This is a genomic window from Allorhizobium ampelinum S4, from assembly GCF_000016285.1.
Classification (GTDB): Bacteria; Pseudomonadota; Alphaproteobacteria; order Rhizobiales; family Rhizobiaceae; genus Allorhizobium; species Allorhizobium ampelinum.
In genome coordinates, this window is sequence record NC_011989.1 from 2,751,163 (window position 1) to 2,776,774 (window position 25,612).

Annotated in this window: 24 protein-coding genes; 11 read left to right on the forward strand and 13 right to left on the reverse strand. The window is 56.7% G+C overall.

The genetic code is table 11. From position 1 onward, the window contains the following. The first annotated feature begins 4 nt into the window (after nt 1-4). The 5 genes from puuD (at nt 5) to AVI_RS13125 (ending at nt 5,505) form a co-directional block, all read left to right on the forward strand. Nucleotides 5-1,237: a urate hydroxylase PuuD gene (puuD, locus tag AVI_RS13105; RefSeq protein WP_015916800.1), complete on the forward strand. Its 1,233-nt coding sequence runs from the start codon at nt 5-7 to the stop codon at nt 1,235-1,237. Further along, nucleotides 1,237-2,544: a guanine deaminase gene (guaD, locus tag AVI_RS13110; RefSeq protein ID WP_015916801.1), complete on the forward strand. Its 1,308-nt coding sequence runs from the start codon at nt 1,237-1,239 to the stop codon at nt 2,542-2,544. Before puuD ends, guaD begins: the two co-directional genes overlap by 1 nt. Nucleotides 2,545-2,672: 128 nt before the next feature. Then, a complete protein-coding gene (locus tag AVI_RS13115) occupies nt 2,673-3,692 on the forward strand; it encodes an ABC transporter substrate-binding protein (protein ID WP_041696942.1) in 1,020 nt (339 codons plus the stop codon). Nucleotides 3,693-3,785: 93 nt separating this feature from the next. Then, nucleotides 3,786-4,604 (forward strand): ABC transporter ATP-binding protein, encoded by an 819-nt coding sequence (locus tag AVI_RS13120; RefSeq protein WP_015916803.1) that lies wholly within the window; start codon nt 3,786-3,788, stop codon nt 4,602-4,604. A gap of 13 nt (nt 4,605-4,617) precedes the next feature. Then, nucleotides 4,618-5,505, forward strand: coding sequence for an ABC transporter permease (locus AVI_RS13125; protein WP_015916804.1), 888 nt, complete (start codon nt 4,618-4,620; stop codon nt 5,503-5,505). Between the two features lie 254 nt (nt 5,506-5,759). On the opposite strand, the gene AVI_RS13130 is transcribed toward AVI_RS13125, so the two are convergent. Continuing rightward, nucleotides 5,760-6,989 carry an argininosuccinate synthase gene (locus AVI_RS13130; protein WP_015916805.1) on the reverse strand — a complete coding sequence of 410 codons (1,230 nt, stop codon included), beginning with the start codon at nt 6,987-6,989 and terminating at the stop codon, nt 5,760-5,762. 126 nt (nt 6,990-7,115) lie between these two features. On the opposite strand from AVI_RS13130, the gene AVI_RS13135 reads away from it, so the two are divergent. The 3 genes from AVI_RS13135 to AVI_RS13145 all read left to right on the forward strand — a co-directional run bounded on the left by AVI_RS13135 (nt 7,116) and on the right by AVI_RS13145 (nt 8,233). Next, complete coding sequence (locus AVI_RS13135; protein ID WP_015916806.1) at nt 7,116-7,583, forward strand: Lrp/AsnC family transcriptional regulator; 468 nt, start codon at nt 7,116-7,118, stop codon at nt 7,581-7,583. Between the two features lie 105 nt (nt 7,584-7,688). Beyond that, on the forward strand, nt 7,689-7,913 hold the full coding sequence (locus AVI_RS13140; protein WP_015916807.1) for an antitoxin MazE family protein: 225 nt from the start codon (nt 7,689-7,691) through the stop codon (nt 7,911-7,913). Further along, nucleotides 7,910-8,233: a type II toxin-antitoxin system PemK/MazF family toxin gene (locus tag AVI_RS13145; protein ID WP_015916808.1), complete on the forward strand. Its 324-nt coding sequence runs from the start codon at nt 7,910-7,912 to the stop codon at nt 8,231-8,233. Before AVI_RS13140 ends, AVI_RS13145 begins: the two co-directional genes overlap by 4 nt. A 36-nt stretch (nt 8,234-8,269) precedes the next feature. On the opposite strand, the gene AVI_RS13150 is transcribed toward AVI_RS13145, so the two are convergent. The 6 genes from AVI_RS13150 to AVI_RS13175 form a co-directional block, all read right to left on the reverse strand. Beyond that, nucleotides 8,270-9,676 carry a sensor histidine kinase gene (locus tag AVI_RS13150; protein ID WP_041698153.1) on the reverse strand — a complete coding sequence of 469 codons (1,407 nt, stop codon included), beginning with the start codon at nt 9,674-9,676 and terminating at the stop codon, nt 8,270-8,272. Nucleotides 9,677-9,706: 30 nt separating this feature from the next. Further along, on the reverse strand, nt 9,707-10,372 hold the full coding sequence (locus AVI_RS13155; RefSeq protein ID WP_015916810.1) for a response regulator: 666 nt from the start codon (nt 10,370-10,372) through the stop codon (nt 9,707-9,709). A 99-nt stretch (nt 10,373-10,471) separates the two neighbouring features. Then, nucleotides 10,472-11,218, reverse strand: a complete 747-nt coding sequence (locus AVI_RS13160; protein ID WP_015916811.1) for a metallophosphoesterase family protein — start codon at nt 11,216-11,218, stop codon at nt 10,472-10,474. 3 nt (nt 11,219-11,221) lie between these two features. Then, nucleotides 11,222-11,578 (reverse strand): hydroxyisourate hydrolase, encoded by a 357-nt coding sequence (gene uraH / locus AVI_RS13165; RefSeq protein ID WP_015916812.1) that lies wholly within the window; start codon nt 11,576-11,578, stop codon nt 11,222-11,224. Beyond that, nucleotides 11,575-12,084 (reverse strand): ureidoglycolate lyase, encoded by a 510-nt coding sequence (locus AVI_RS13170; protein ID WP_015916813.1) that lies wholly within the window; start codon nt 12,082-12,084, stop codon nt 11,575-11,577. Before AVI_RS13170 ends, uraH begins: the two co-directional genes overlap by 4 nt. Before the next feature lie 187 nt (nt 12,085-12,271). Then, nucleotides 12,272-16,276, reverse strand: a complete 4,005-nt coding sequence (locus AVI_RS13175; protein WP_015916814.1) for a non-ribosomal peptide synthetase — start codon at nt 16,274-16,276, stop codon at nt 12,272-12,274. Here AVI_RS13175 and AVI_RS31815 point away from each other — a divergent pair. After that, the gene (locus tag AVI_RS31815) at nt 16,276-16,509 is read left to right on the forward strand and encodes a hypothetical protein (protein ID WP_417883035.1); all 234 of its coding nucleotides are present in this window, start codon (nt 16,276-16,278) and stop codon (nt 16,507-16,509) included. The genes AVI_RS13175 and AVI_RS31815 overlap by 1 nt on opposite strands. 959 nt (nt 16,510-17,468) lie before the next feature. Here AVI_RS31815 and AVI_RS13180 read toward each other — a convergent pair. The 3 genes from AVI_RS13180 to uraD all read right to left on the reverse strand — a co-directional run bounded on the left by AVI_RS13180 (nt 17,469) and on the right by uraD (nt 19,799). Further along, the gene (locus tag AVI_RS13180; protein ID WP_015916816.1) at nt 17,469-18,503 is read right to left on the reverse strand and encodes a glutamine synthetase beta-grasp domain-containing protein; all 1,035 of its coding nucleotides are present in this window, start codon (nt 18,501-18,503) and stop codon (nt 17,469-17,471) included. 189 nt (nt 18,504-18,692) lie between these two features. Then, nucleotides 18,693-19,127: a hypothetical protein gene (locus AVI_RS31950; protein WP_071203805.1), complete on the reverse strand. Its 435-nt coding sequence runs from the start codon at nt 19,125-19,127 to the stop codon at nt 18,693-18,695. 162 nt (nt 19,128-19,289) lie between these two features. Then, complete coding sequence (uraD, locus tag AVI_RS13190) at nt 19,290-19,799, reverse strand: 2-oxo-4-hydroxy-4-carboxy-5-ureidoimidazoline decarboxylase (RefSeq protein WP_015916818.1); 510 nt, start codon at nt 19,797-19,799, stop codon at nt 19,290-19,292. 224 nt (nt 19,800-20,023) lie between these two features. On the opposite strand from uraD, the gene AVI_RS13195 reads away from it, so the two are divergent. Then, entirely contained in the window at nt 20,024-21,070 is a 1,047-nt protein-coding gene (locus AVI_RS13195; RefSeq protein WP_015916819.1) for an NAD(P)-dependent alcohol dehydrogenase, read from the forward strand. A 132-nt stretch (nt 21,071-21,202) separates the two neighbouring features. On the opposite strand, the gene AVI_RS13200 is transcribed toward AVI_RS13195, so the two are convergent. Both AVI_RS13200 and AVI_RS13205 read right to left on the reverse strand, forming a co-directional pair. Then, nucleotides 21,203-21,727: a DUF992 domain-containing protein gene (locus tag AVI_RS13200; protein ID WP_015916820.1), complete on the reverse strand. Its 525-nt coding sequence runs from the start codon at nt 21,725-21,727 to the stop codon at nt 21,203-21,205. A gap of 183 nt (nt 21,728-21,910) precedes the next feature. Further along, complete coding sequence (locus AVI_RS13205; RefSeq protein WP_015916821.1) at nt 21,911-22,078, reverse strand: CsbD family protein; 168 nt, start codon at nt 22,076-22,078, stop codon at nt 21,911-21,913. 590 nt (nt 22,079-22,668) lie between these two features. Between AVI_RS13205 and AVI_RS13210 the strand changes: the two genes are divergently transcribed. Next, nucleotides 22,669-24,549: a sensor domain-containing diguanylate cyclase gene (locus AVI_RS13210; protein WP_015916822.1), complete on the forward strand. Its 1,881-nt coding sequence runs from the start codon at nt 22,669-22,671 to the stop codon at nt 24,547-24,549. A 105-nt stretch (nt 24,550-24,654) separates the two neighbouring features. Here the strand turns inward: AVI_RS13210 and puuE are convergent, their stop codons facing one another. Further along, the gene (puuE, locus tag AVI_RS13215; protein ID WP_015916823.1) at nt 24,655-25,575 is read right to left on the reverse strand and encodes an allantoinase PuuE; all 921 of its coding nucleotides are present in this window, start codon (nt 25,573-25,575) and stop codon (nt 24,655-24,657) included. Between the last annotated feature and the right edge of the window lie 37 nt (nt 25,576-25,612).

Here is a 25,612-nt window from a genome sequence, read left to right on the forward strand (position 1 = left end):
AACCATGTATGAATTCGCCATCGCCTGGGAATGGCTGGCTTTTGCGGTCCGCTGGCTGCATGTCGTCACCGCCATCGCCTGGATCGGCTCTTCCTTCTATTTCATCGCGCTGGATCTCGGTCTCGTCAAACGCCCCGGCATGCCGGAGGGCGTCTATGGCGAGGAATGGCAGGTGCATGGCGGCGGGTTTTACCACGTGCAGAAATATCTGGTGGCACCCGCCTCGATGCCGCAGCACCTGACCTGGTTCAAATGGGAAAGCTATGCCACGTGGCTCTCCGGTTTTGCCATGCTCTGCGTGGTCTATTACGGCGGGGCTGATCTGTTTTTGATCGACCGCAGCGTGCTCGACCTCACCCAGCCGCAGGCCATCGGCCTGTCGATGGCTTCGCTTGCCATCGGCTGGATCTGTTACGACCTGTTGTGCAAATCCCCGATCGGCAAGAATACCTGGGGCCTGATGATCCTGCTCTATATCCTGTTGATTGCCATGGCCTGGGGCTATACGCAGGTGTTTACCGGGCGTGCCGCCTTCTTGCATCTGGGCGCGTTTACCGCGACGATCATGACCGCCAATGTGTTCTTCATCATCATGCCCAACCAGCGCGTCGTGGTGGCCGATCTGATTGCGGGGCGTAAGCCCGATCCGAAATACGGCATGATTGCCAAGCAACGCTCGCTGCACAACAACTACCTGACGCTTCCCGTCGTGTTTTTCATGCTGTCCAACCATTATCCGCTGGCCTTCGCCACCGCCTATAATTGGATTATCGCAGCGCTGGTCTTCCTGATGGGCGTCACCATTCGCCACTGGTTCAACACCACCCATGCCCGCAAAGGCCGCCCGATCTGGACCTGGATGCTGACCACGGTGATCTTCATCATCATCATGTGGCTGTCCACCGTGCAGAAACCTGATACTGGCGAGCATGCCGCCCTGTCTCCCATGCAGCAGCAATTCATGGCGGATGCGCATTTTGGCAGCGCCCGCGATATTGTCCAGGCGCGCTGTTCCATGTGCCATGCGGCGGAGCCGGTCTGGGACGGGCTGACATTTGCGCCCAAGAACGTCAAATTCGAAACCGATGCCGAGATTGCGGCGCATGCCCGGGAGATCTATATCCAGGCCGGACGAAGCCACGCCATGCCGCCCGGCAATGTTTCCGAGGTCACGCCTCAGGAACGCGCCCTGCTGGTCGCCTGGTATGAAAGTGCTGTGAAAGGCAAAAGCCCGTAATGACAAAGACCCTGATCCGTGGACGCCTGCTTTCCTTCCGCAGCCAGCCCCGCGACATCACCGATACCGACAGCTACCTCTTTGAAAGCGATGGCGCAGTCCTGGTGGAAAACGGCCTGATCCTCGCCTCCGGCGCCTATGACAGTGTCAAGGCAGAGGCCGACGCGCAGACCTTGGAGATCGACCATCGCCCGCATCTGATTCTGCCCGGTTTTATCGATTGCCATGTGCATTTTCCGCAAATGCAGGTGATCGGCTCCTATGCCGCCAACCTGCTGGAATGGCTGAACACCTATACCTTCCCTGAGGAGTGCCGCTTCGTTGAAACCGCTCACGCGGCGCGGATCGCCACGCATTTCTTCGATGAATTTCTGCGTCAGGGTACAACAACGGCGGTGGCCTATTGCTCGGTCCACAAAACCTCGGCGGATGCCTTCTTTGCCGAGAGCGCAAGGCGCGGTACACGGATGATCGCCGGCAAGGTTATGATGGACCGCAATGCCCCACAAGGCCTGCTGGACACGCCGCAAAGCGGCTATGACGAGACCAAGGAGCTGATTGAAAGCTGGCACGGACGCGGCCGCAACCTCGTCGCCATCACCCCACGCTTTGCCATCACCTCCACACCGGAGCAGATGGAACGGACCCGGGCGCTGGCCCATGAATTCCCGGATCTGCATATCCAGACGCATCTCTCCGAGAACCGCGAGGAAATAGATTTCACCTCCAGCCTTTACCCTGAGTCATCCGACTATACGGATATCTATGCCCGCTACGGCCTGCTCGGGTGTAAGACCCTGTTCGGTCACGCCATCCATCTTTCGGAGCGTGAAGCCGATGCTCTCGCAGAGTCAGGCTCTGTCGCGGTGCATTGCCCAACGTCAAACCTGTTCCTTGGCTCCGGCCTGTTTCCGCTGAAAGCCATCCAGCGCCGGGACATGCCGGTGCGCGTTGCCCTTGCTACCGATATCGGCGGCGGCACCAGCTATTCCATGCTGCGCACCCTTGATGAGGCCTACAAGATCCAGCAATTGCTGGGCGAACGGCTGAACCCGCTGGACAGTTTCTACCATATGACGCTGGGCAATGCTGAGGCCCTGTCACTCTCCGACAAGATCGGCACGCTAGACCCCGGCACCGAGGCCGATCTGGTGGTGCTCAATGCCCATGCCACCCCGGCCATGGCGCTGAAAATGGAAGCCGTGACCTCGCTGACCGAAGAACTGTTCCTGATGCAGACGCTCGGCGATGACCGGGTGGTGGTGGAAACCTATGTGGCGGGCGTGGCGTCGAAACCGCGGATTTAACAATCCGTTGTTTTTTCGCCCTCTGAAAGCTGACTGAAAGCTAGCGCTGCTACAAACGCTCCACCATCCCGTGGAGGAGACGCGCCGGGGAGCGCGCCACGGGACTGACCCAGAGGAGGATAATATCCATGCGTTCCACACGCCAATTTTTCCGCGCACTTTCGCTGTGCGCAGTCGCTGCCGCCAGCCTGACGGCCAGCACCGCGCTGTCGCAGGCTGCCGAAAAGATCACCATCATGGTCGGCGGTTTTGAAAAGCAGATCTATCTGCCCGCCAAACTGACCGAGAGCCTTGGCTATTTCAAGGAAGAAGGCCTTGATGTCGAGCTGCTGAACGAAGCGGCTGGCGTCGATGCCGAAAACCAGCTTCTGGCCGGTGCTGTGCACGGCGTGGTCGGTTTCTACGACCATTGCGTCGATCTGCAAGCCAAGGGCAAGTTCGTCGAATCCGTCGTACAATTCAGCCAGGCACCGGGCGAAGTCCAGCTGGTTTCAACCAAGAACCCTGAAATCAAGAACTTTGCCGATTTCAAGGGCAAGACGCTGGGTGTGACCGGGCTTGGCTCCTCCACCAATTTCCTCACCCTCTACATGGCCTCCAAGGCCGGGTTGAAGCCCGGCGAGATTGTCACCATTCCGGTCGGAGCGGGCGGCACGTTCATTGCCGCCATGCAGCAGGCCAGCATCCAGGGCGGCATGACCACCGAACCGACGATTTCGCGCATGGTGAAGACCGGCGAAGCCTCGATTCTGGTCGATCTGCGCACCGTGGACAAGACCCGCGAAGCACTGGGCGGCACCTATCCGGCCGCCTCGCTCTACATGGAAACCGCCTGGGTCAAGGAACATAAGGAAGACGTGCAGAAGCTTGCTAACGCCTTCGTCAAGACGCTGAAATTCATCAACACCCATTCGGCTGCCGAAATCGCTGAAAAAATGCCGAAGGATTTCTACGTTGGCGATAAGGAGGGCTATATCAAGGCTCTCGAGGCTGGCAAGGGCATGTTCACCCCCGATGGCGTGATGCCGGAAGATGGCCCGCCGACGGTTCTGGCCGTGCTCTCGGAGTTTTCCAAGAACGTCAAGGGCAAGAAGATCGACCTGTCCAAGACCTATACGACCGAATTCGTCAAGAACGCCAAGTTCTGATTTTCAGGGCCGCCAGTCACTTGGCCGGGCGGCCCTTTCCTCTCCTTTAACGACCACACTCTGCGGGCCTGACGCTCGCCGGAAGGATGTCCCATGGCCAAAGATCAGAGCCGGACCCCGGCTATCGAACTCATTAATGTGACGCGCCGTTTCGTCTCCCCCACCGGCAAGACGCTGACCGCGCTGAAAGATTTCAACATGGCGGTGGAGCGCGGCGAATTCGTCGCCGTCGTCGGCCCGACCGGCTGCGGCAAATCCACCACGCTTAACCTCGTCACCGGCCTTGCCAAGCCCAGCGCTGGCGAAGTGCGGTTGATGGGCGGCCCGGTCAACGGCATCGACCCACGCGTCGGCTTCGCCTTTCAGAAGGATGCGCTGTTTCCGTGGAAGAATGTCATCGACAATGTCATGGCCGGTCCGCTGTTTCGCGGCAAATCCAAAACCGAAGCAGAAAAGCTGGCGAAAGACTGGCTGGCCCGCGTCGGCCTTGGCAAGTTCCTGCATCACTATCCCCACCAGCTTTCGGGCGGCATGAGGAAGCGCGTGGCCTTGGCCCAGACCTTCATCAACGAGCCGGAAATCCTGCTGATGGACGAGCCGTTCTCGGCGCTGGACGTTCAGACCCGCACCGTGATGCATGAGGAATTGCTGAAGCTGTGGGCCGAGCGCAAGGCCTCGGTGATTTTCGTCACCCACGATCTGGAAGAAGCCGTAGCGCTGGCCGACAAGGTCTATGTGCTGACCGCCGGTCCGGCCACGGTGAAATCCGTCTACCCCATCGCGCTGCCGCGCCCGCGTGTTGTCTCCGAGATCCGCTACGAGCCGGAATTTGTCGAATATTGCAAGACGATCTGGGAAGACATGCGCCAGGAAGTGGAAACCAGCTACCGCCGCGCCAGCGAAGCCGCCTGAGGAGGATAGAATTATGGCAGACATTAGCATGCAAAGCCCGGCCACACCTGCGGCCACCTTTCGCGCCGGCACGTCCGACAAGGAAATCGAGGCCGCCGCCCTCAAATCCGTCAAGCGCCGCAAGCAGATCGTGCTGTTCTGGCAAATCGCCATTCTGGTTGGCGTGCTGACACTCTGGCAGGTGGCTTCCGACCAGACCTGGATCGACCCGTTCTTCTATGCCAGCCCCTATGCGGTGGTGGAGCGGATCTATGACTGGGCCGTCAATGGCACCACGGAAGGGTCGCTCTGGTACAATCTCGGCATTACCATGGAAGAGGCGCTGATCGGCTTCTTCTCCGGCTCGATTGCCGGTGTGGTGGTCGGTATCGGCCTTGGTCGCAACAAGCTGCTGTCGGACATTTTCTCCGTCTATATCAAGGCGATCAACTCTATCCCCCGCGTGGTTTTGGCGCCAATCTTCATCATGATCATGGGCCTCGGCCTTGCCTCCAAGGTGGCGCTGGCCTTCATCATGGTGTTCTTCGTGGTATTCGCCAACGCCTTCCAGGGCGTGCGCGAAGCCGACCAGGACATGATTGCCAATGCCCGCATTCTCGGTGCCAGCGACTGGCAGGTGACCAAGGCGGTGATCGTGCCCTCAGCGATGAGCTGGATCTTCGCCAGCCTGCACGTCTCCTTCGGCTTTGCTATCATCGGTGCCATCGTCGGCGAATTCGTCGGCGCCCGCTACGGCATCGGCCAGTTGATCTCGATTGCCAAAGGCACCTTCGACGCCGCTGGCATGTTCGCCGCCATCGTCCTCGTCATGATCATCACACTCGCCGCCGAATATGTGATGACGCTGATCGAAAACCGCCTGGCCAAATGGCGCCCGCAGCAGAGCCTCGACACGCATTGAGGTGAGTTGACGGAAGCAAATACTCCTCCCGGCAAGCCGCTCGCGACGTAAGTTGCGGGCGGTTTTTGATATTTTGATAACGCGTCATTGCGCCTCTTCGTCATGCTCGGCCCTGTGCCGGGCATCTAACCACAGTGGGGTATCCTGTAGAGTCAACCATGGGCTGGCGGTAGCAGACCCTTGGGACAAGCCCAAGGGTGACGGAAGAAGACGCGATCTTTCACCACAGGATACACCTGCGATTGGCGCAAACCTCATTTCGACCGCATAACGCTTCTGTTGCGCGCACCCCAACTTTTCAAGCGTAGTCCGTTCAACCGGATAAAGCCTTCGGCATCATGGTGATCGTAGCTGCCCGATCCCTCTTCAAAGGTCACCAGATCCATCGAATAGAGGGAATAGGGTGACGTGCGGGCGATGACACGCGCCTGACCTTTGTAGAGGCTCACTGTCACCTCCCCGGCAACATAATCCTGGCTTCGGTCGATCAAGGCCTGCAACATCTCCCGTTCCGGCGCAAACCAGAAGCCATTGTAAACCAGTTCGGCATACCGGGGCATGATCTCATCCTTCAAATGCGCTGCTGCCCGGTCGAGGGTAATGGACTCGATACCGCGATGCGCAGCAAGCAAGATGGTACCGCCCGGCGTCTCGTATATCCCACGGGATTTCATGCCGATGAAGCGATTTTCAACAAGATCGAGCCTTCCAATTCCATGCCGCCCACCCAAACTGTTTAATTTCGTCAGTAAGGCGGCTGGAGATAAATTCTCGCCGTTTAGAGAGATGGCATCACCCTTTTCAAAGCCGATTGTGATGATGTCAGGCACATCGGGAGCATGAATAGGATCAACCGTCCGCTGATAGACATGAGCGGGAGCAACCACGGACGGATCTTCCAAAGCCTTGCCTTCGGTAGAGGTGTGCAGCAGGTTCGCATCGGTGGAGAAAGGCGCTTCTCCGAGCTTGTCGTGAGGGATCGTGATCTGATGCGTCTGTGCGTATTCAATCAACTGCGTGCGTGACTGGATACTCCAAATGCGCCAAGGAGCGATGACACTGATTGACGGATCAAGCGCATTGGCGGCCAGTTCGAACCGGACCTGATCATTGCCCTTGCCAGTCGCACCATGGGCAATGGCATCGGCCCCAACGTCCTGAGCAATGCTGATGAGATGTTTGGCGATCAAAGGTCGGGCAATCGAACTGCCCAGAAGATACTGGCCTTCATAGAGCGCATTGGCGCGCATCATCGGGAAGACGAAATCGCGAACGAATTCTTCTCGAAGATCATCAATGCGAATATCCTCAATGCCCAGCCTTTGCGCATTCTGACGCGCCGGTTCAAGCTCTTCGCCCTGCCCAAGATCAGCGGTAAAGGTGATGATCTCGCAGCCATAGGTCTCCTGCAACCACTTCAGGACCACGGACGTATCCAGGCCGCCGGAATAAGCCAGTACCAGTTTTTTGATTTCCCTTGCCATCGTTCTAGTCTCCAGATTGATAACTGAAAGAATAGGTCAATCTCTGCGCAATGAGGTTGCGAAAAGGCTATCATAATCCCATATATTGGCATATAATTTTAATATTATACGATTGAAAGATAGAAAATGCCTTACACTTTGGACGATATAGATCGCCGCATTTTGCGGGCACTTCAAAAAAACGGACGTATTTCCAATGTCGATCTGGCCCAGCAGGTCGGGCTGTCTCCTTCTCCCTGCCTGCGGCGCGTGCGACTGCTGGAAGAGGCAGGCATTATCGACCGCTATGTTGCGGTGCTAAACCCGGCAAAGGTTGGCGCCGGGCTGACTGTGTTTGCGCGGGTGTGGTTCAAGACACAGGACGCGCAGCTCACCCTGCAATTTGCCGAGGCGATCAGGAAATTTCCGGAAGTTATCGAATGCTATCTGACGACAGGCGAATGCGACGCCATTCTGCGCATCGCCACCGCCGATCTACACAGCTATTGGCGCTTCCAGGCCGACCACCTCACCCGAATACCAAGCGTCCTCAGCGTGAAAACGGACGTGCCAATGGAAACACTGAAGCAGAGCTACGAATTGCCATTGGGATGAGAATAGTCGAACGCATGGCGAATGATCGCGGCTGGTTTATTGAAGCCGCTCCAATTCACAAACACCCATAATCCCATACGTTACATGTAACGAAAGGAGCCCCCATTGCCGACACCCGTCAATCACCGTGTACAAAAACGGCGCGATGCCTTGCGTGCTGCGGGATTGCGACCTGTGCAAATCTGGGTGCCGGATACGCGTCGGCCTGGTTTTATCGAGGAATGCCATCGTCAATCCATGGCGGTTGCGGCTGCCGATGGGACTGATGGTGATGTTCTGGCTTTCATGGATGATGCTCTGATCGATCTCAATAACGAGTATCCCGAGTGAAGCGGGGCGATCTTGTAAAAGTCGCCGTGCCCGGCGACTTTGGTAAGCCGCGCCCTGCCCTCATCATTCAATCAGATTTTTTCTCTGAAACCGGCACCGCAACCGTGTTGCTGATCTCCTCTACCCTTGTCGATGCGCCGCTGCTGCGGGTGATGGTGCAACCGTCGCCTGCCAATGGCTTGAAAAAACCATCACAGATCATGGTGGACAAAGCGATGTCGATCAGGCGAGAGCGGCTTGGCCCCGCCTTCGGTCGGTTGGATGATGACGCCATGCTGTCCGTGACCCGTTCGCTGGTGGTGTTTTTCGGCTTTGGCTGAACCGCCCACCCCCTTGACCCTCACCCCGCTTGAACCTCACCCCGCCCTCGGCAACCGCACCACCACCTTCAATCCGCCCTCCGCAGCACTCCCCAGCGTGACCTTGCCGCCTGCGCCCTCCACCACTTCGCGGACGATGGCAAGGCCGAGGCCGCTGCCTTCGGGTTGGGTGCCGATGATGCGGTAGAAGCGTTCGAAGACCTGTTCGTGTTCTGCGGGGGCGATGCCGGGGCCGCTGTCTTCGACGGTGAGTTGCACGGTGTCAGCAAGCGTCTCCACTGTCACCGTCACAACGCCGGGGGACGGCGTGTAGCGAAGAGCATTATCGACCAGGTTGACGACCATTTCGCGCAGCATGGTGGCGTCGCCGGTGACGGGGGCCGCCCCTTCCGCCTCCAGGCCGAGATCGATGCCGCGCCGCAATGCGTCTTCCGCCTGGGCTTCCAGCACTTGTCTAGCGATGTCGGCCATATCGACGCGGTCAGCGCGGGGCGCGCGGCTGCCAGGTTCGGCGCGGGTCAGGGTCAGCAACTGTTCGGCCAGCCGGGTGACTTGCCGTGTGCTGCGGATCAGCGCGTGCAGTGCTTCTTCACGCCGGGCCGGATCGGTTTCGCGGGCGGCAAAGCTGGCCTGCGTCGAAATCAACGTCAGCGGCGTGCGCAATTGATGGGCGGCATTGGCAACGAAGCGTTTTTGCGCCGCCATCTGGCGCTGCACGCGGTTCATATAATCATTCAGCGCCCGCACCAGCGGACGAAGCTCGGTATGGACGATTGTCTCATCAAAAGGTTCCAACTGGTCACGACGGCGGGCGCGCACCGCATCGCGCAGCCGTAAGACGGGGCCAAGCCCACGCTGGAGCCCCAGCACCGTCACCAACCCGGCGACCAAAACCAGCAGAACCTGCCCGTTAAAATTCGAAAACCACAGATGGGTGCGCATCGCCTGCTGGCTATAACGCGTCACCGCCACCGTCACCGTAACGCCAGCGCCCTCCGTGCCTACACTGGAATCAACCCCAACCACAGGATGGTTCAGCATCAAGGCGCGGACATTGAGATTGCGAAACACCATGTCCTCGCCCTGGCGCTCATGGGCCGGTGTTTGCAGGTCGGCATAGCCGGACACCAGATTGCCCCAGGCGGTCGTGACCCGGTAATAGACCCGGTCGCCAAAGCCGGTATCGAAGATTTCCAGCGCTGCGGGTGGAATATCCACCTCGACATTGCCGCCCTGATCGACCCGCACCGCCTCGGCAATCATTCGTGCTGAGCCGAGCAGCATATTATCCGTCACCAGATTGGCAGTGCTGCGGGCCATGACCAGCCCAAAATACAGATTGAAGCCGATCACGCCGACCAGCGTCACCATCACCCAGGCCAGAAGCTGGGCCCTCAGGCTGTGGCGCAGCCGCAGCAAGGGCCGGACACGACCAAAATTCATGCCGCGCCCGCCCATATCACGCTCCCCATCTCACGCGGCCCGCAGCATATAGCCGAGGCCGCGCAGGGTGGCGATCTGCACCGCCCCGCCTTCCAGCTTCTTGCGCACCCGGTGCACGTAAATCTCAATGGCGCTCGGATCGGTCTCGGCATCAAAGCCGAACACGCTTTGCGACAGCGCCGCCTTGGTCACGGTGCTGCCCGCCTTCAGTATCAAATATTCCAGCACCGAATGTTCGCGTGGCGTCAGCGACAAGACCTCGCCCTTCAGGGAAAACTGCCGTGTCGCGCTATTGAGCACCAGATCAGCCACGGCAATTTCCGGGCTGGCCAGATCATGGCCGCGCCGGATCAGCGCCCGCAGCCGGGCTTCCAGTTCGGCCATTTCGAAGGGCTTGGCGAGATAATCGTCAGCGCCGGAATCCAGCCCCGCCACCCGTCCGTCCAGCGAGGCATTGGCGGTCAGGATAATCACCGGCACTTTGCGGCCACTGCGGCGGATGCGCTTCAGCAGGGTCATTCCATCGATCTTCGGCAGGGACAGATCGAGAATCACAGCGGCATAATCGGCGAGGTTCAAAAAATCCTCGGCCTCTTCGCCATCATGGGCGGCATCGACGGTGTAATTCGCTTGCGTCAGCGCCTTCGCCAGCCAATCGGCCAATTCATGATTGTCTTCAACGATCAGCAATCGCATGATGGTTCATTCATCCTCTTCCCGCACTTACCATACAGCGCCGCCGATCAAAAAGGTCGTGGAAAGAGTGTTGCAACTGATTAATTTTTGCACTGACCGTCAGGCGAGCCAGCCACTTTCCAGCCCACTTGCCCAATCGTCCCGGCCCCTGTCCGCCGCCATTCGCGCCATTTCGAGATGACGATAAGGCACCTGCCGGAACGTCACCGTCCAGCCTGCCTCACCCTTTTGCAGAATGGCATAGGAGGCGAGCGGCGTTCCAGCTTCCACCCGATGATAAAACGGTACGTCGTCATCATAGGCCGGGCAGCCGACGCTGCCGGGATTGACGATCAGCCGCCCATCGGTTAGCCGCACCGCACGCGGCAGATGCGAATGGGCGCAGAGAATCAGTTCCTGCCCGACGCCCTCGGCCAGTGCCTCAATCTCGGCGCGGGCTTTCAGATGCACCAGGCCTTCGGGGCTGACGCTTTCCAGCCAGTAGAGATCGTCGATTTTTGGCGTGGCGTGGCAGAGAAACACCTCCTCGCGCCAGACCGCGGTGACGGGCAGGCGTTGCAGCCATTGCAAATGCCGAGGCGAAAGCTGGTCATAGGCCTCCGCATCGGAAGAATGCATCGCGGCCCTGTCCTGCTCGATCAGGTAGCGGTCATGATTGCCCCTGACGGTGACAAGATCCAGCAACAGCAGCAGATCGCCGGTGCGGCCCGCCTCCAGCGGCCCGGAAAAACAATCGCCGAGATTGACGACATGGTCATAGCCAATGCCCTGGGCGGCAATATCGGCCAGCACCGCTTCCAGAGCCAGACAATTGCCGTGAATATCGGCGATGGCGGCAAAACGCATATCTCAGCTCCCGCGATAGGTGGAATAGCCGTAGGGCGAAAGCAGTAGCGGCACATGGTAATGCGCCTGCGGATCGGCAATGCCGAAACGAATGGGGATAACATCCAGAAACGGCGGATCAGTCAGTTCCGCCCCCTGGCTCCTGAGATAGTCACCGGCATGAAACAGCAGCTCGTACTGACCGATGCGAAATTCCTCGCCAGCCAGGATTGGCCCACCATCCACCCGGCCGTCGGCATTGGTGAACACGGTCTTGATCAGGTCCGCCTCCTCGCCGTTCATCCGCATCAACTGGATGCGCAGGCCGGACGCCGGGCGGCCCAAGGCGGTATCGAGAACATGGGTGGTCAGGCCGGTCATGGGCGTGGCTCCAGAATCAGATAGGGCTGGTCGAAGAAGAACTCTTCCAGATTGTTTCCCGGCCCGTCGCGATCCGCAACCAGAAAATCACTGACCTCACCGATTGCCATCAAAGGATGGTGCCAGATATTGCGGTGATAGTTCACCCCCTGCTGCGGCTCGGCCAGAAATACCTGCGGCACGCCCGGACGGCCACCCTCGTCCAGCGAAACCGCCAGCAGAAACGGGCGGCCGGACAGCGGCGTAAAGCTCTGGCTGCCAAGCGGATGCCGTTCCATCATGCCAATCTCATAGGGAAAGCGACGCGGCTGGCCGCGAAAGATATTGAGGACCACGCGCGCGCTCTCACCCACCACATCGGGGCTGGCCAAGGCATGAAACCGCTCGGTCGTGCCGCCATTGATCAGCCGCATCCGGGCGGGGTCAGCTTGGATGACATCGCCGAAGGGAGCGAAGGCTTCAGGCGTTAACGGGCGGATGGCAAGGGGAAGGAATGGCTGGGTCATGGCAAGATCCGCAAACGAGGTGGGCCAGCAGTATAGTCGCGATTGGCTTTAGAGCCACGGACATATGCCGCTCATCTCGATAGCAGTAACCCATTGGAGCAGATCAGCAAACCTGATTTCGCTATTTTATCCGCCCCGCGATAGCGCGGGGCGGATAATTCAATTGTCGATGCTGGAACCTGTCGGATTAGGCAAACCGCGACACACGCTCAATCTTGACCTCAGTCTGTGGCCGCCGCAGGACCAGGAATTCACGCAGCAGTTCTGCCTGAACGACGGCGCTGATATGGGATGCCGGTTCGATATTCAGCATGTCGTGGTGGTTGCAGGTCATGTCGCGCAGGTAAACCCTGCCCTCCACATGCGGCAACCAGGTTTCCGCATCATAGTTAAGGATGGTGTTCAGCGCATCGCTGCCCGCACTTGGTTCGGCGCGGAAGAAATGCACATCGGCATCGATCTTGCCCGGGGTAAAGCGCTGGGCAATTTCCAGATTGTGCAAGATGGTCGCCTTGGCACGTTCGACGAAATCCGGATCGAACTGGTGAACCTGCTCCAGCAGGACATGGTTGTCCGTATCGAACATTTTCAGCACGAAATCGCCAAGCTCGGCCAGCGATGGCTTGTCGCCTGCCGCCTTTTCGTCGAAGCCGAGGAACCCAAGAGCTGCCCGCGCCAGCGTCGCATCGTCCTGCAATTGGGCCGCAGGCTTGAAATGGTAGCTGTCCATCATGCCCAGGAACGCAATAGCCTGGCCCTCTGCCTGCAATTGCCGGGTCATTTCATGGGCAATCAGCCCGCCCAATGACCAGCCCAGCAGATGATATGGCCCCTGCGGCTGGATCTTGCGAATTCTCTGCACGTAGAGCGCAGCCATGTCCTCGATAGAGCGCGGCAGGGCAGCGAGGTCATGCAACCCGTCCGATTGCAGGGCGTAAACCGGGACATCCTCGCTCAAATGTTGTGCGAGCGAGAAGAAGCTCCAGCCCAGGCCCAGCACCGGATGGATGCAGAACAGCGGCGGGCGCTCGCCCTTGGCGCGGATGGCCAGCACCGGCTCGATCAACGGTGAACCCGCACTTGCCTCATCCAAATGCACGGCCAAGGCGGCAATGGTGGGCGTTTCGAACACCGCACCAAGCGGAATTTCGCCTTTCAACCGGCTGCGAACGGCGGAAATCATTCCGGCTGCGGCCAGCGAATCGCCGCCGAGCACGAAGAAACTGTCGTGAATGCCGATCTGCTCCAGACCGAGGATCTCACACCACAAGGCGGCAAGCCGCTTTTCAGCATCGGTCCCCGGCAGGGCTATGCCTTCCGTTACCGTCCATTGCGGTACCGGCAGCGCGTGCCGGTCGGTCTTGCCATTCGAGTTCAACGGAATAGCGTCCAGCACCACATAGGCTGCCGGGATCATGTGAACGGGCAGAACCTTGCCTAGCCGCTCCGAAAGATCAGCAGCATCCAAGGAGGCACCCTCGCCTACCGCACCCTCTCTGGGGACAACATAAGCAACCAGTCGCTTTTCGCGGCCCGGATCATCGCGCAGAATAACCACCGCTTCACGCACCTGCGGCAGGGCGGAAAGCGCCGCCTCGATTTCGCCCGGCTCCACCCGGAAGCCGCGAATCTTGATCTGGTGGTCGTTGCGACCGAGATAATCCAGCACGCCATCGCGCCGCCAGCGCACCAGGTCGCCGGTCCGGTAGATCCGCTCGCCTTCGCCTGCGAAAGGATCAGCCATGAATTTTTCCGCCGTCAGGTCCGGGCGGTTCAGGTAGCCCTTCGCCACGCCCGCACCACCGATATACAGCTCACCGATGAAGCCGGGCGGCACTGGCTGGCAATGCCGATCGAGGACATAAACGCGGGTGTTCCAGATTGGCCGGCCAATTGGCGCACTGTCGAGATCGCTGCCCAAAAGCGGCATGTTGGTGGACCAGATCGTGGTTTCCGTCGGTCCGTAGACATTGAGAACGGGATGACCGAGCCGTGCCATCTTGTGGGCGAGATCGGCAGGCAGAGCCTCGCCACCGACAAGGCTGCGCAAGCCCGTCAGTCCCTCATGATGATCGGCCAGCAAGGACCGCCACAAAGACGGCGTCGCCTGCATGATGGTGATACCCGCACTGCGGATCAACCCATGCAGCACTGCCGGATCGCGCACTTCCGAGCGGAGCGCGATCACCGTGCGCGCGCCTGCCAGCAACGGCAGATAAAGCTCAAGGGCTGCAATATCGAAGGAGATCGTCGTCACGGCCAGCAAACGGTCTTCACTGTCCAGTTTCAACAGATCCTGCATCGACAACAGGAAGTTCATCAGGCCCCGATGCGGAATTTCCACGCCCTTGGGCCGACCGGTCGAGCCGGATGTGAAGATGATATAGGCCGTGTCGCTCAGCGACGGCCCTTTCGGCAGATCGCGTCCCTGTCGCTCGAGGGGCTTGTCGAGGAAGATCAGATTGTCGGTGGCATCAGGCAGGTTGCCAGCCACTTCCTCTGTGGTGATAACGCAGGCTGGCTGCGCATCCTCCAGGATCATCGCCACCCGCGAGGCTGGATCAGCCGGATCAAGCGGCAGATAGGCGGCACCGCTTTTCAGCACCGCCAGCAGCGCCACAACCATGTTTTCAGACCGCGGCACAGCCACAGCCACCAGAGAACCGGGTACCGCGCCCTTTTCCATCAGATAGCCAGCCAGATGATCGGAGGCGGCATCCAGCTCACCATAGGTCATCTGGCGACCGCCAAAGGATAGCGCTACCGCATCCGGCGTGCGTGCCGCCTGCGCCCGGAACAGTTCCGGCCAGGTCTGATCCGGCAGTTTATGGGACGTATCGTTCCAGTCGGTGAGAATTTCCTGCCGCTCCCACTTCGACAGCAGGCTGAAATCGCGCAGGGGCTGTTCAGGCGTCACGAGGATCTCTCTCAACATGCGGGTGAACCGCGCCTCGTGATCGGCAAGCTCTTCCAGCGTATAGAGCGCCGGATTGGCATCAAAATCGATGCGCAGGTCGCCATTGTCACCACGGTCATAGGCGAAGATGGTGAAATCCGTCATCGTGCCGTTCGAAAGGTTGTGCACGGTGGTTGGCTGTCCATCAAAGCGCAGATCGTAGTCGAAAGGCTCGATATTGACGCCCAGCCAGGCAATCTGCGCATCCTGGCGGACCATGCCGAGATCGCGGCGAATGTCCTCATAGCGATAGCGCTGATAGCGCAGCGCCCGGCTCATCTGCTGGGAAACCTGACCGGTCAATTCGCGCCAGGACAGGTCAGGCGTGATCGAAAACCGCAGAGGAACCGCATTGGCAGTCATGCCCGGAATGCGGCGCATCGTCTGGCTGATCCGGGCCGTCACCATGGTGACCATGGTCAGCTCTTCGCAGTCGGTCGCCTTGGCGTAATAGGCCGCGACCAGGGCAATCAAGGCCTGTGGCACGCTGGCGCCAAAGCCACGGCTGATCTCAGCAAGCGCCTTGACCGTCTGGCGATCGATGACCGTCGTATGGCGCAGCAGGCCACCGGATGGCTCGCCTTTCTTCTTCATCAAGGTCACCGGCTCCGGCAGACCCTTCATCTGCTCCGACCAATAGGCCTTGTCGCGCTGGAAATGCACCGAATCGCGGTAGGTGCGCTCAAGCTCCAGCAATTCCTGCGGAGAACCGCAATCATAGGGCTCCGGCTGGTTGCCCTGGGCCAGCGCCGAATAAATATCGGCCAGCCGCCGGGCCAGCAAGCCGCCAGAAAACCCATCCATGATGATATGATGTGCCCAATGATACCAGACCCATTCTGTGGCCCCGAGCTTCAAAAGTGAAGACCCCCAGAGATTGTCATTGGCAAGATCGAGCGGCTTAGACATCTGCTTGCGCATCCAGTCCATGGCGCTTGCGCCAGGATTGTCAGCACCGCTGAAATCGATCACGTCAAAGACGCCGCAATAGGCCGCCATGACAACCTGATGCGGCTGCCCTTCGATTTCCTTGATGCGAGACCGTGTGACAGCAACATCATCTGACAAGCGGCGCAACGCCTGGCAGAACAGTCCTGGATGAACGGGACCGTGAATTTCGATGGATTCAGCAAGGACAAAGCTCAGATCGGCGGGAGCTACCTTTTGTTTGACCCACAAGCCTGCCTGCGCAAGAGAAACCGGAAAAACCTGCTCATGTCTGCCTACAAAAGACATTGAAAAACCTCACTGAAATATCGGCCAAAACCAGAAAACAATCAAAAAGCAAGCACAATCAAACGATTGCGATGCTAGGAAACGCAAAAACTGCCACTCAAAATAAAGCACATCAGCATGCCATGAATTCAACTGCTCAACACAAATTAGAAATACTTAAATACAAAACAATAAAACCAAATTGTCGCGAAACGATACAATCACGAATAAAAAGAACACAGATTTTGCTATAAAATTCACAAACTATATACAAATCAGGCGCACAAGCCTGAAAACGTGAGACAATGAAAACAGCACACGGCACGTTTGTAAAGTGTCCGACTTGCAATAACCCGTAAAAATCAACGAAACAGAACGGGGATGGACTTTGCACTTAATGCCGAATTAATCGCCCAAAAGTAGAAAATTCAACAAATGCGCGCTTAAATTTCTATTTCTATCCAATTAAGTATACAAACCGAAGATGAAACAATTTTGACACTCTAACGGATAGATATAGTGCTCCAAAAAGAGATAAATAATACAAAATATACATAAACAAACATAGACATGAATTAAATGCGTTAGAATATCACTTTTTTGACATAAGATAATTTTTATACATAAAAACCCCTCATATTAAATAGTAAAATAATTTTCTCCGCCAATTTTCACAAAAACTAACTCATCCGTTATTGGCATATATCAAATTACGATATTTTAAAATAAAGACCAAGCATGATATTCAATGGATACGCGAACAATATAGACAGGATTGATATTATTAATGCATCAACAGAGGCCAAAGCCTTAAAAATTCTAGGGTTAATCCGAGATTCCAAGACAACACTATAATCTAAAGTGGATACAGATTGACTTAAATCTGTTCTGGATCGGGGAATGATGCAGTCTTCATTTTAAAATCGCCCGACCGTATTCACTTGAGCGTTGAATACTAATGACAGCATGTAACGGCGCTTTGACCGAATGATCGAGGGTCACAGAAGACCACACCGATATTCACCTATATACGAAGGCCCGAAGATGCTCCCACATCCTCTCCTTCAGAAAAAATCAAATACATCAATGGTTTGAAATATTCACACCATCTTCAAGACAAGGACGCATCGGCGCCTACAGTGTCCTGGTACACGATATCAAGAGCGCTTGCGCCCAGATCCGATGGATCAAGTCTGGGCGCAAGCAGAGAGGATCAGGCGGCTTCAGACTTTGCAGCCGGAACTTCTGCAATCGTCTTCAAGACCTGGGAAGCGATCTGGTAAGGGCAGCCCTGCGAGTTGGGGCGACGATCTTCCAGATAGCCACGATAGCCATTGTTGACGAAGGAGTGCGGAACGCGGATCGATGCACCACGGTCAGCAACGCCGTAGGAGAACTTGTTCCATGGAGCGGTTTCGTGCTTGCCGGTCAGACGCAGGTGGTTGTCGGGACCGTAAACGTCGATATGCTCTTTCCAGTTCTTGGCGAAAGCCGCCATAAGCGCTTCGAAATAGTCCTTGCCGCCCACTTCGCGCATGAACTTGGTCGAGAAGTTGCAATGCATGCCGGAACCGTTCCAGTCGGTATCGCCGAGCGGCTTGCAATGAAACTCGACATCGACGCCGTATTTTTCGCACAGACGCAGCAGCAGGTAGCGGGCCAGCCAGATTTCGTCAGCGGCCTTTTTGGAGCCCTTGCCGAAAACCTGGAATTCCCACTGACCCTTCGCCACTTCAGCATTGATGCCTTCATGGTTGATGCCAGCAGCCAGGCAAAGATCCAGATGCTCTTCGACGATTTCGCGCGCGACATCGCCGACATTCTTGAAGCCGACGCCGGTGTAATAAGGACCCTGCGGCGCAGGATAGCCATTTTCCGGGAAGCCGAGCGGACGGCCGTCCTGATAGAGGAAATATTCCTGCTCAAAGCCAAACCATGTGCCTTCGTCTTCCAGAATGGTGGCGCGGCTGTTGGAGCTATGCGGGGTGACGCCATCGGGCATCATCACTTCGCACATCACCAATGCACCATTGGTGCGGGCCGGGTCGGGGTAAACAGCAACAGGCTTCAGCACGCAATCCGAGCTATGGCCTTCGGCCTGCTGGGTGGAGCTACCGTCGAAGCCCCAGAGGGGGAGCTGTTCGAGGGTCGGAAATTCAGCGAATTCCTTGATCTGCGTCTTGCCGCGCAGGTTCGGGACCGGCGTATAGCCGTCCAACCAGATATACTCGAGCTTGTACTTGGTCATTGTCGATCTCTCATAAGTCCAGCGCCTCGCATCGGGCGCACCCTGGGGGTGATTCTCCGGCGGTCCGGGAGTCGATAAATAACAAGCAGGAACCATGCCAAACCCGCAAAAACCACCTTGCGACAGGCAGAAAAAACGCGAGCCATATTCAAAACACCTTAAAAGCCACGGGTTTTTAACGGTTTTGTGTCAGATTGGCCTGCATGCCACCGCCTTCTCAATGCGCATTTGCAAAATAAAAGGCAGCAATGCCCGGTGGATAGCAGCGATGGCGTGAAAAAACAGCCCAAAATGATTTATTTTTGGGCAAATTGCACTTTCTATGTGCATTTTAGCTGAAAAAATGCTATGAGATTCATCCGGGCGGAGGAGCTCGAGGAACAACGAAGGGCAGTAGCGATGACAACGGGCCTTGGTCGGGAATCGGCAAAAATCTACGAATTCCCAGTACATAATACGCAAAGACTGCGTGAAATGCGTGAGCGCAATCTCCATAAGCAGGTGATCCTCGAAAGCGGAGCCGCCAGCTGGTATCATGAGGCAGCGATCCGCGAGGCGGAAGACGCGCTCAAACAGTGACGTTTGGGCAGTGACGTTTGGCAACACCACAATCAGCAGGATCATGCTGCATGACCCTGCTTCGGCTGCGCGCCAGAGTATGTCAGGTTCAGAGTGAACCAGACATACTCTAGCTTGTCTTGTTTTCGTTTGTCTTTTCGGGAAAACCGGGTTCCACTTTTCCCTGACAAACTTTAAACGCGCGGCCCACTCATTCCTGCCCGGCACTCATTCTTGACCGGCACCTTCGGCTGGCAGCATTGCTTCGAGCCGAAGGCGGGCGATTTTTTCGACTTGAAGGCAGGCGGTTGAAAACTCCGTTTCGACGCTATTGTCGATCCGGGCCTCAAATGCGGCCAGAATGTCGTCTTTCGTCAGGCCCTTCACGGCGATGATGAATGGAAAGCCGAATTTTTCCATATAAGTACTATTGAGCGCTGTAAAACGTTGATGTTCAGCCTCGGATAAGCGATCAAGCCCGGCGCCAGCCTGTTCGCTGCGGCTTTCCTCTGTCAATTCGCCTGCAATAGCCAATTTTCCCGCCAGATCCGGATGCGCCCGCAGCACATCGAGCCGCTCGGCTTGGGTTGCTGTGCGAAACATCGCACTCATTCCATCATGAACACCAAGGGCGGTCAGGGGTTCGTCAATAAAACCGGCATCGAAAGCGCGCTCGGCAATGAACGGCGAATGTTCGAATATCCCGCCGAATTGCTCAATGAAATCCTGTCGCTGCATCGGCTCACCCCTAGTTTGATTTGCAATCGATAGACAATATGCACCGGGTTGGAAAGAGCCGGATTTTCGCAAGGCCCTTCCGAATATTCACGGTAGATGTTGAACACACCCGCCAGACACCTATCTAAAGGCCGGGCTGCCGTTCCCAACGGCGTTTCCATGCCCTTCCCAATTACAAAACCTGTTCTGTACACATTCCTCCCATGACAAAAAAGGAGCGCCGCATGCCAATCGCAAGAGGTTATGCCGCAACCGACGCCAGCAAACCGCTGGAACCCTTCACGTTTGAACGTCGCGAACCCAATGATGACGACGTGGTGATCTCCATCAAATATTGTGGTGTCTGCCATTCCGACATCCACCAGGCCCGTAATGAATGGGGCAATTCCGCATTCCCCATGGTGCCCGGCCACGAAATTGCCGGTGTCGTTACCGCCGTTGGCGCAAACGTGTCGAAATTCAAGGTCGGCGATCATGTCGGCGTCGGCTGTTTCGTCGATTCCTGCGTTCATTGCCAGGAACGCGATGAGGATATCGAGCAATATCTGCCCGGCCTCGTCCAGACCTATAACGGCGTAGACCGCGACGGCAAGACGGCAACTCAGGGCGGCTATTCCGACACGATCGTCGTGAAGGAAGGCTATGTCCTGTCGATCCCGGACAATCTGCCACTCGACAAGGCTGCCCCGCTGCTTTGCGCCGGTATCACGCTCTATTCGCCGCTGGCCCACTGGAAGGCTGGCCCGGGCAAGAAGGTTGCCATCGTCGGCATGGGCGGTCTCGGCCATATGGGCGTCAAGATCGGTGCGGCCATGGGCGCGGAAATCACCGTGCTCAGCCAGACCCTGTCGAAGAAAGAGGATGGCCTGCGTCTCGGCGCCAGCCATTACTATGCGACCAGCGACGCCAAGACTTTCGAGACGCTGGCCGGATCCTTCGACCTGATCATCTGCACCGTCAGCGCCGATATCGATTGGAATGCCTATCTCAACCTGCTGAAGGTCGATGGCACCATGGTTCTGCTTGGCGTACCGGAAAAGCCGGTTCCGGTGCATGCCTTCTCGCTCATCCCCGCACGCCGCAATCTGGCCGGCTCGATGATCGGGTCGATCAAGGAAACCCAGGACATGCTGGATTTCTGCGGCAAGCACGGCATCACCTCCGATATCGAGCTGATCGACATCAAGGATATCAACACGGCCTATGAGCGGGTGTTGAAAAGCGACGTGCGCTATCGTTTCGTCATCGATATGGCGACGCTGGCCGCCTAGGCGCCCTTGTTGCAGTTTGTCTTTTCGGGAACCCAACTGGCCACTTTTCCCTGACAGACTCTAACAGCGAACAAAAACATCCCCCGGCCAAGACCGGGGGATGCACAAACCTCACATCAAATGAATATCAGATCAACGCGCAGGCTTCAGTTGCAGGCGTGAGATTCCGGCTGCGACGTTCAGACCCGTTCCAGCCTCCGCGCTGAGCGGCTGCAACCCGAAATTCTTGTTGCTACCGCCAACCAAGGCGTTGGCGCCAAGGCCGATACCCACCGAGGCTCTCGCTGATGCGCCGACATAGGTGCCCGCCAGCGCGCCCTGGCGTGTGGTGGTCGGATTGATGTTATAAACGATCCAGCGGATGTAGCTCTTGCCGGTAATACCGACATCCAGGCCCAGCTTGCCGATAGAGCCGCTGTAGCGCTCAACTTTGCCAGAACGCTGCTGGAAATCGCAGGTCACGGTTCGGCTCGAGCCGATCAACATGCCGATGCCGCCTGCAACCTCGCAGGACAAGGTGCCCAAACGTTCCTTCGGCTGGGTTGCCGTCATCTGGGAGGCAGGGTGACGCGTGCTATTGTGATGGGTATTTGCTGCATTGGCGACCGAAGCCGCCCCCATCGCCGCCACCGCGACCAGAGCAAAAACTGTTCTCATCGAACATTCCTTTCCGCTGTTGCGGACCGTTTCCGGTCCCCTTTCGCAAGGTGGTAATCCACCTTGACCGAATGTGTTTCACCGGCAGCCACGCGGCGTGGCTACCGTTATTATCGTACAACGCCTGCGGGCGATGATGCTGAGCATCTTCAAACCCGTGAGACTTCGAGCATGATAATTCGTTTACTTGAAGGCATCCTTGGCCTTGCCAACGGTGGACTGAATCTTGCCAGCGGCCTTGTCCATCTTGCCTTCGGCTTCGAGCTTCTTGCTGCCCGTTACCTTGCCGACGGCTTCCTTGACGCTGCCCTTGGCTTCCTTTGCGGCACCTTCGATGCGATTCTTGTCCATAGTTTTCGTCCTTCTCTTGATTAAGGAAGACCGTTGTTGGTGTTCCGGCAGTGAAACGTGCGGCCGGAAAAATTGTTCACCAGTCATTAAAAGAAATTGAAATTGTTTGGCTCGCTATAGGCGGGTAAAATAGTACAGATCCTACCGTTGGATGCAGACATATCTATTCGATGTACAAGTTGAGTTCGAACATAACCATAGGGAAAGCGGCGATCTCTTACAGATTATATCTTGAATGAAGAATGAAGGATTGCGGATCAAATCCAAAACTTGAAAGCTATGATCGCGGCCAGATGCAGAATACCGGGTAACTCCCGGAACCAATTGCGGCTTAAGGAGAAAATTATCTATTATTTTCAATAGATTAAAAGCGTCTTCTGGGGCTTACAAAATGCATGAGGCCATAAGCGCAGGACGGTTCTCCCGGCAGGAATTGCTTGCACTTGTTTTAACATTTTTTGCTTTCAAATGCTTTTCCAAGTGTAAATTCCAAATTTTTATCATTTTATACGTTTGAAAGAATACGAAATATTTTTTTAATAATTGCTCTCTTAATATAATATTGATCTACTGCAAGAGAAAACCAGACCATGAATGTCATGCATATCGCATCGAAAAATCCCGCTCAACATCTGGTTATCGCGGGTGGACTTGCAATATTTCTGGCATTGACGATCTGGTCCGAGGTTGCAAACTGGACGGCCCAGGTGTCGCGGATGAATTCTTATCTCGCGCAGACGGCAAGAGCGATTGCCCAGCATACGGACGATGTCATCGAAGTGGCCAAGCAACCTCTGGCTGGTCTGGTCTTCGAAGTGCAGGAAAACAACAGCAAAAGCGTTTTGCAGAGCCTGGACCTGGTTCGCAGGATGCGTGAGCTTATCAAGACGTCACCCTATTTGCGCAGTTTGGCCTATATCGGCCCGGATGGTCGGCTGATTGAGTCGACCTCCGATCCGTTTTCATCGGGTCTCGATCTTTCCAGCCGCAGCTATTTCAAGATCCATCAAACATCCACGGAGTTGCAACCGCTTGTCGATGGACCCTATCAAAGTCCGTCGGTCAAAGACTGGTTCATTACCCTGTCCCAGCGGATGAACGATGATCGGGGGCAATTTGCCGGCATCATGGTGGCGACCATTGATGTCGAAAGCTTCATCCGGTTTTTCCGGAGTTTCAACATGCTGGACAACGGTGCCTTCGCGATGATGGATGGCGCCGGGCGGGTTCTGGTGCGTGCGCCCCTGGATGCGACGGCCATGGGCACCAGCATTGCCGATTCAGCTTTGTACCGAAACGCTATTTCAACAAGCAACATTGGAAATTTTCAATATACATCACGATTTGACGGCATATTGAGAACCTCTGGCTATTATAAGAGCAGCAATACACAGATCACCGTACTTGTCGCTGTCTCCAAAAAAGCTATTCTTTGGTATTGGATAGACATCAGCAAACCCCGATGGATCTGTTTTATCGTCGCATTGATGGTCGCGTGCGCTTTGGGCATCCGCTTGAGACGGCAATGGGCATTGAAGCGCCGCGACGAGATGATTATTGCCGCACGGGAAGCGGAGTTTCGCTTGATTGCCAATGCCTCATCCGACTTGATCGAAAAACTGGATGACAACGGTATCCGCGAATATGTTTCAGCAGCCGCCAAATCTGTTCTCGGCGTGGAGGCCGATACGATTGTCGGACGCAGCGTGTTGGACGAATACGATGCCGAGGCCCGGCAATACTGGTCAGAGGCGCTGGCCAACATTGCCGCCGGTTCATCAATCGAACGGCTTGTATTCCCGAGGATTAAAAAAACCGGTGAGATCGCCTGGCTGGAAACCGTGATAACCCGGGTTCGCAGCTTCGATATCAGCAGCGGCATGGTTGCCGTAACCAGGGACGTTACAAGTCAAAGGCTTTTGCAGGAAGAGCTGGATCGGCTTGCCAACACGGATGAATTGACGCAGCTTTCCAACAAGCGTCACTTCAACAGGCAGCTGAAAAGTCTTTCCGCCGAAGCACGGATGGTGGGCACTCCGCTGTCACTGCTTGTCGTTGATGTCGATAAATTCAAGCTGTTCAACGATACCTATGGTCATCTGCCGGGTGATAATTGCCTGCGGAAAATTTCGACGGAAATTGCCGCTGCAATCCGTCCCGGAACCGATCTTGCCGCGCGCTACGGTGGAGAGGAAATCGTCATCCTGCTGCCGGGAAAAACCGCAAGCCAGGCACACCAAGTGGGCGAGGAGATCCGCCAACGGATCGCCGCCCTGGAGATAATCCACCAGAAAAACCTGCCCTGGGGTCATGTGACCGTCAGCATCGGCGTGGCAGAACAATCACCTGCGCATGATGAAACAGATGAAGCTCTGTTTGTGAAAGCCGATAAATGCCTCTACACGGCCAAAAACTCCGGTCGCAATAAAGTCGTCTCTTTCGATGAGAATTTGTCAGCCGCGGCGGCCTGAGGCTGTCGCGACTCATTTTCAATATCTTGGGCCTTTGATGCATGTGGGGCATTCAAGTCGAGGATGCACGGGCATCTTCCATAACTTGTTCTGTTATTGTCCCTGCTACCATTCAGCCTTGTGGTGGGCGTGCCAGTGCTTGGCAATATCAAGGCGGGTCGGCGTCCAGACCTTGTCATGGGACAGCACGTAATCCAGAAAACGCTTCAGCGCCGCCGCCCGGCCCGGACGGCCAACCAGTCGGCAATGCAGGCCGACGGACATCATTTTCGGCGCGCCCTCTGCGCCTTCCTGATAGAGCGTATCGAAGGCATCCTTCAGATAGGTGAAAAACTGGTCGCCGGAGTTGAAGCCCTGCGGCGTGGCGAACCGCATGTCATTGGTTTCCAGCGTATAAGGAATGATCAGAAACGGTTTGCCGTTAAGATCCGGCACCCAGAAGGGCAGGTCATCGGAATAATTGTCGGAGGAATAGAGAAAACCGCCCTCCTCCATCACCAGCCGCAGCGTGTTGTCGGAAGGCTTGCCCTGATACATGCCATAGGGGCGCTCCCCCGCCACCTCGGTATGCAGGCGCACCGCTTCCAGAATGTGCTGGCGTTCAATCTCCTCGGGGAAATCCTTATATTCCAGCCAGCGATAGCCGTGGCTGGCGATTTCCCACCCCGCCTCCTTCATCGCCGCCACCGCGTCCGGGTTGCGGGCCATGGCCAGCGTGACGCCATACACCGTCACCGGTATATTGAGGGCCGTAAACATCCGGTGCAACCGCCAGAAACCAGCACGCGACCCATATTCATAGATGGATTCCATGTTCAGGTTGCGCTGGCCGGGCCATGCCGCCGCACCAACGATTTCCGACAGCAGATTTTCGGAGGCCGGGTCGCCGTCGAGAATGCAACTCTCCCCACCCTCCTCATAATTGATGACGAACTGCACCGCCACACGCGCCTCTCCCGGCCAGCGGGGATCGGGGGTGCGGCGACCATAACCGATGAGATCGCGGGGATAGGTTTCACTCTGCATAGCCGTTACCTTCTGGTCTTGTGACAAGAAACGGTAA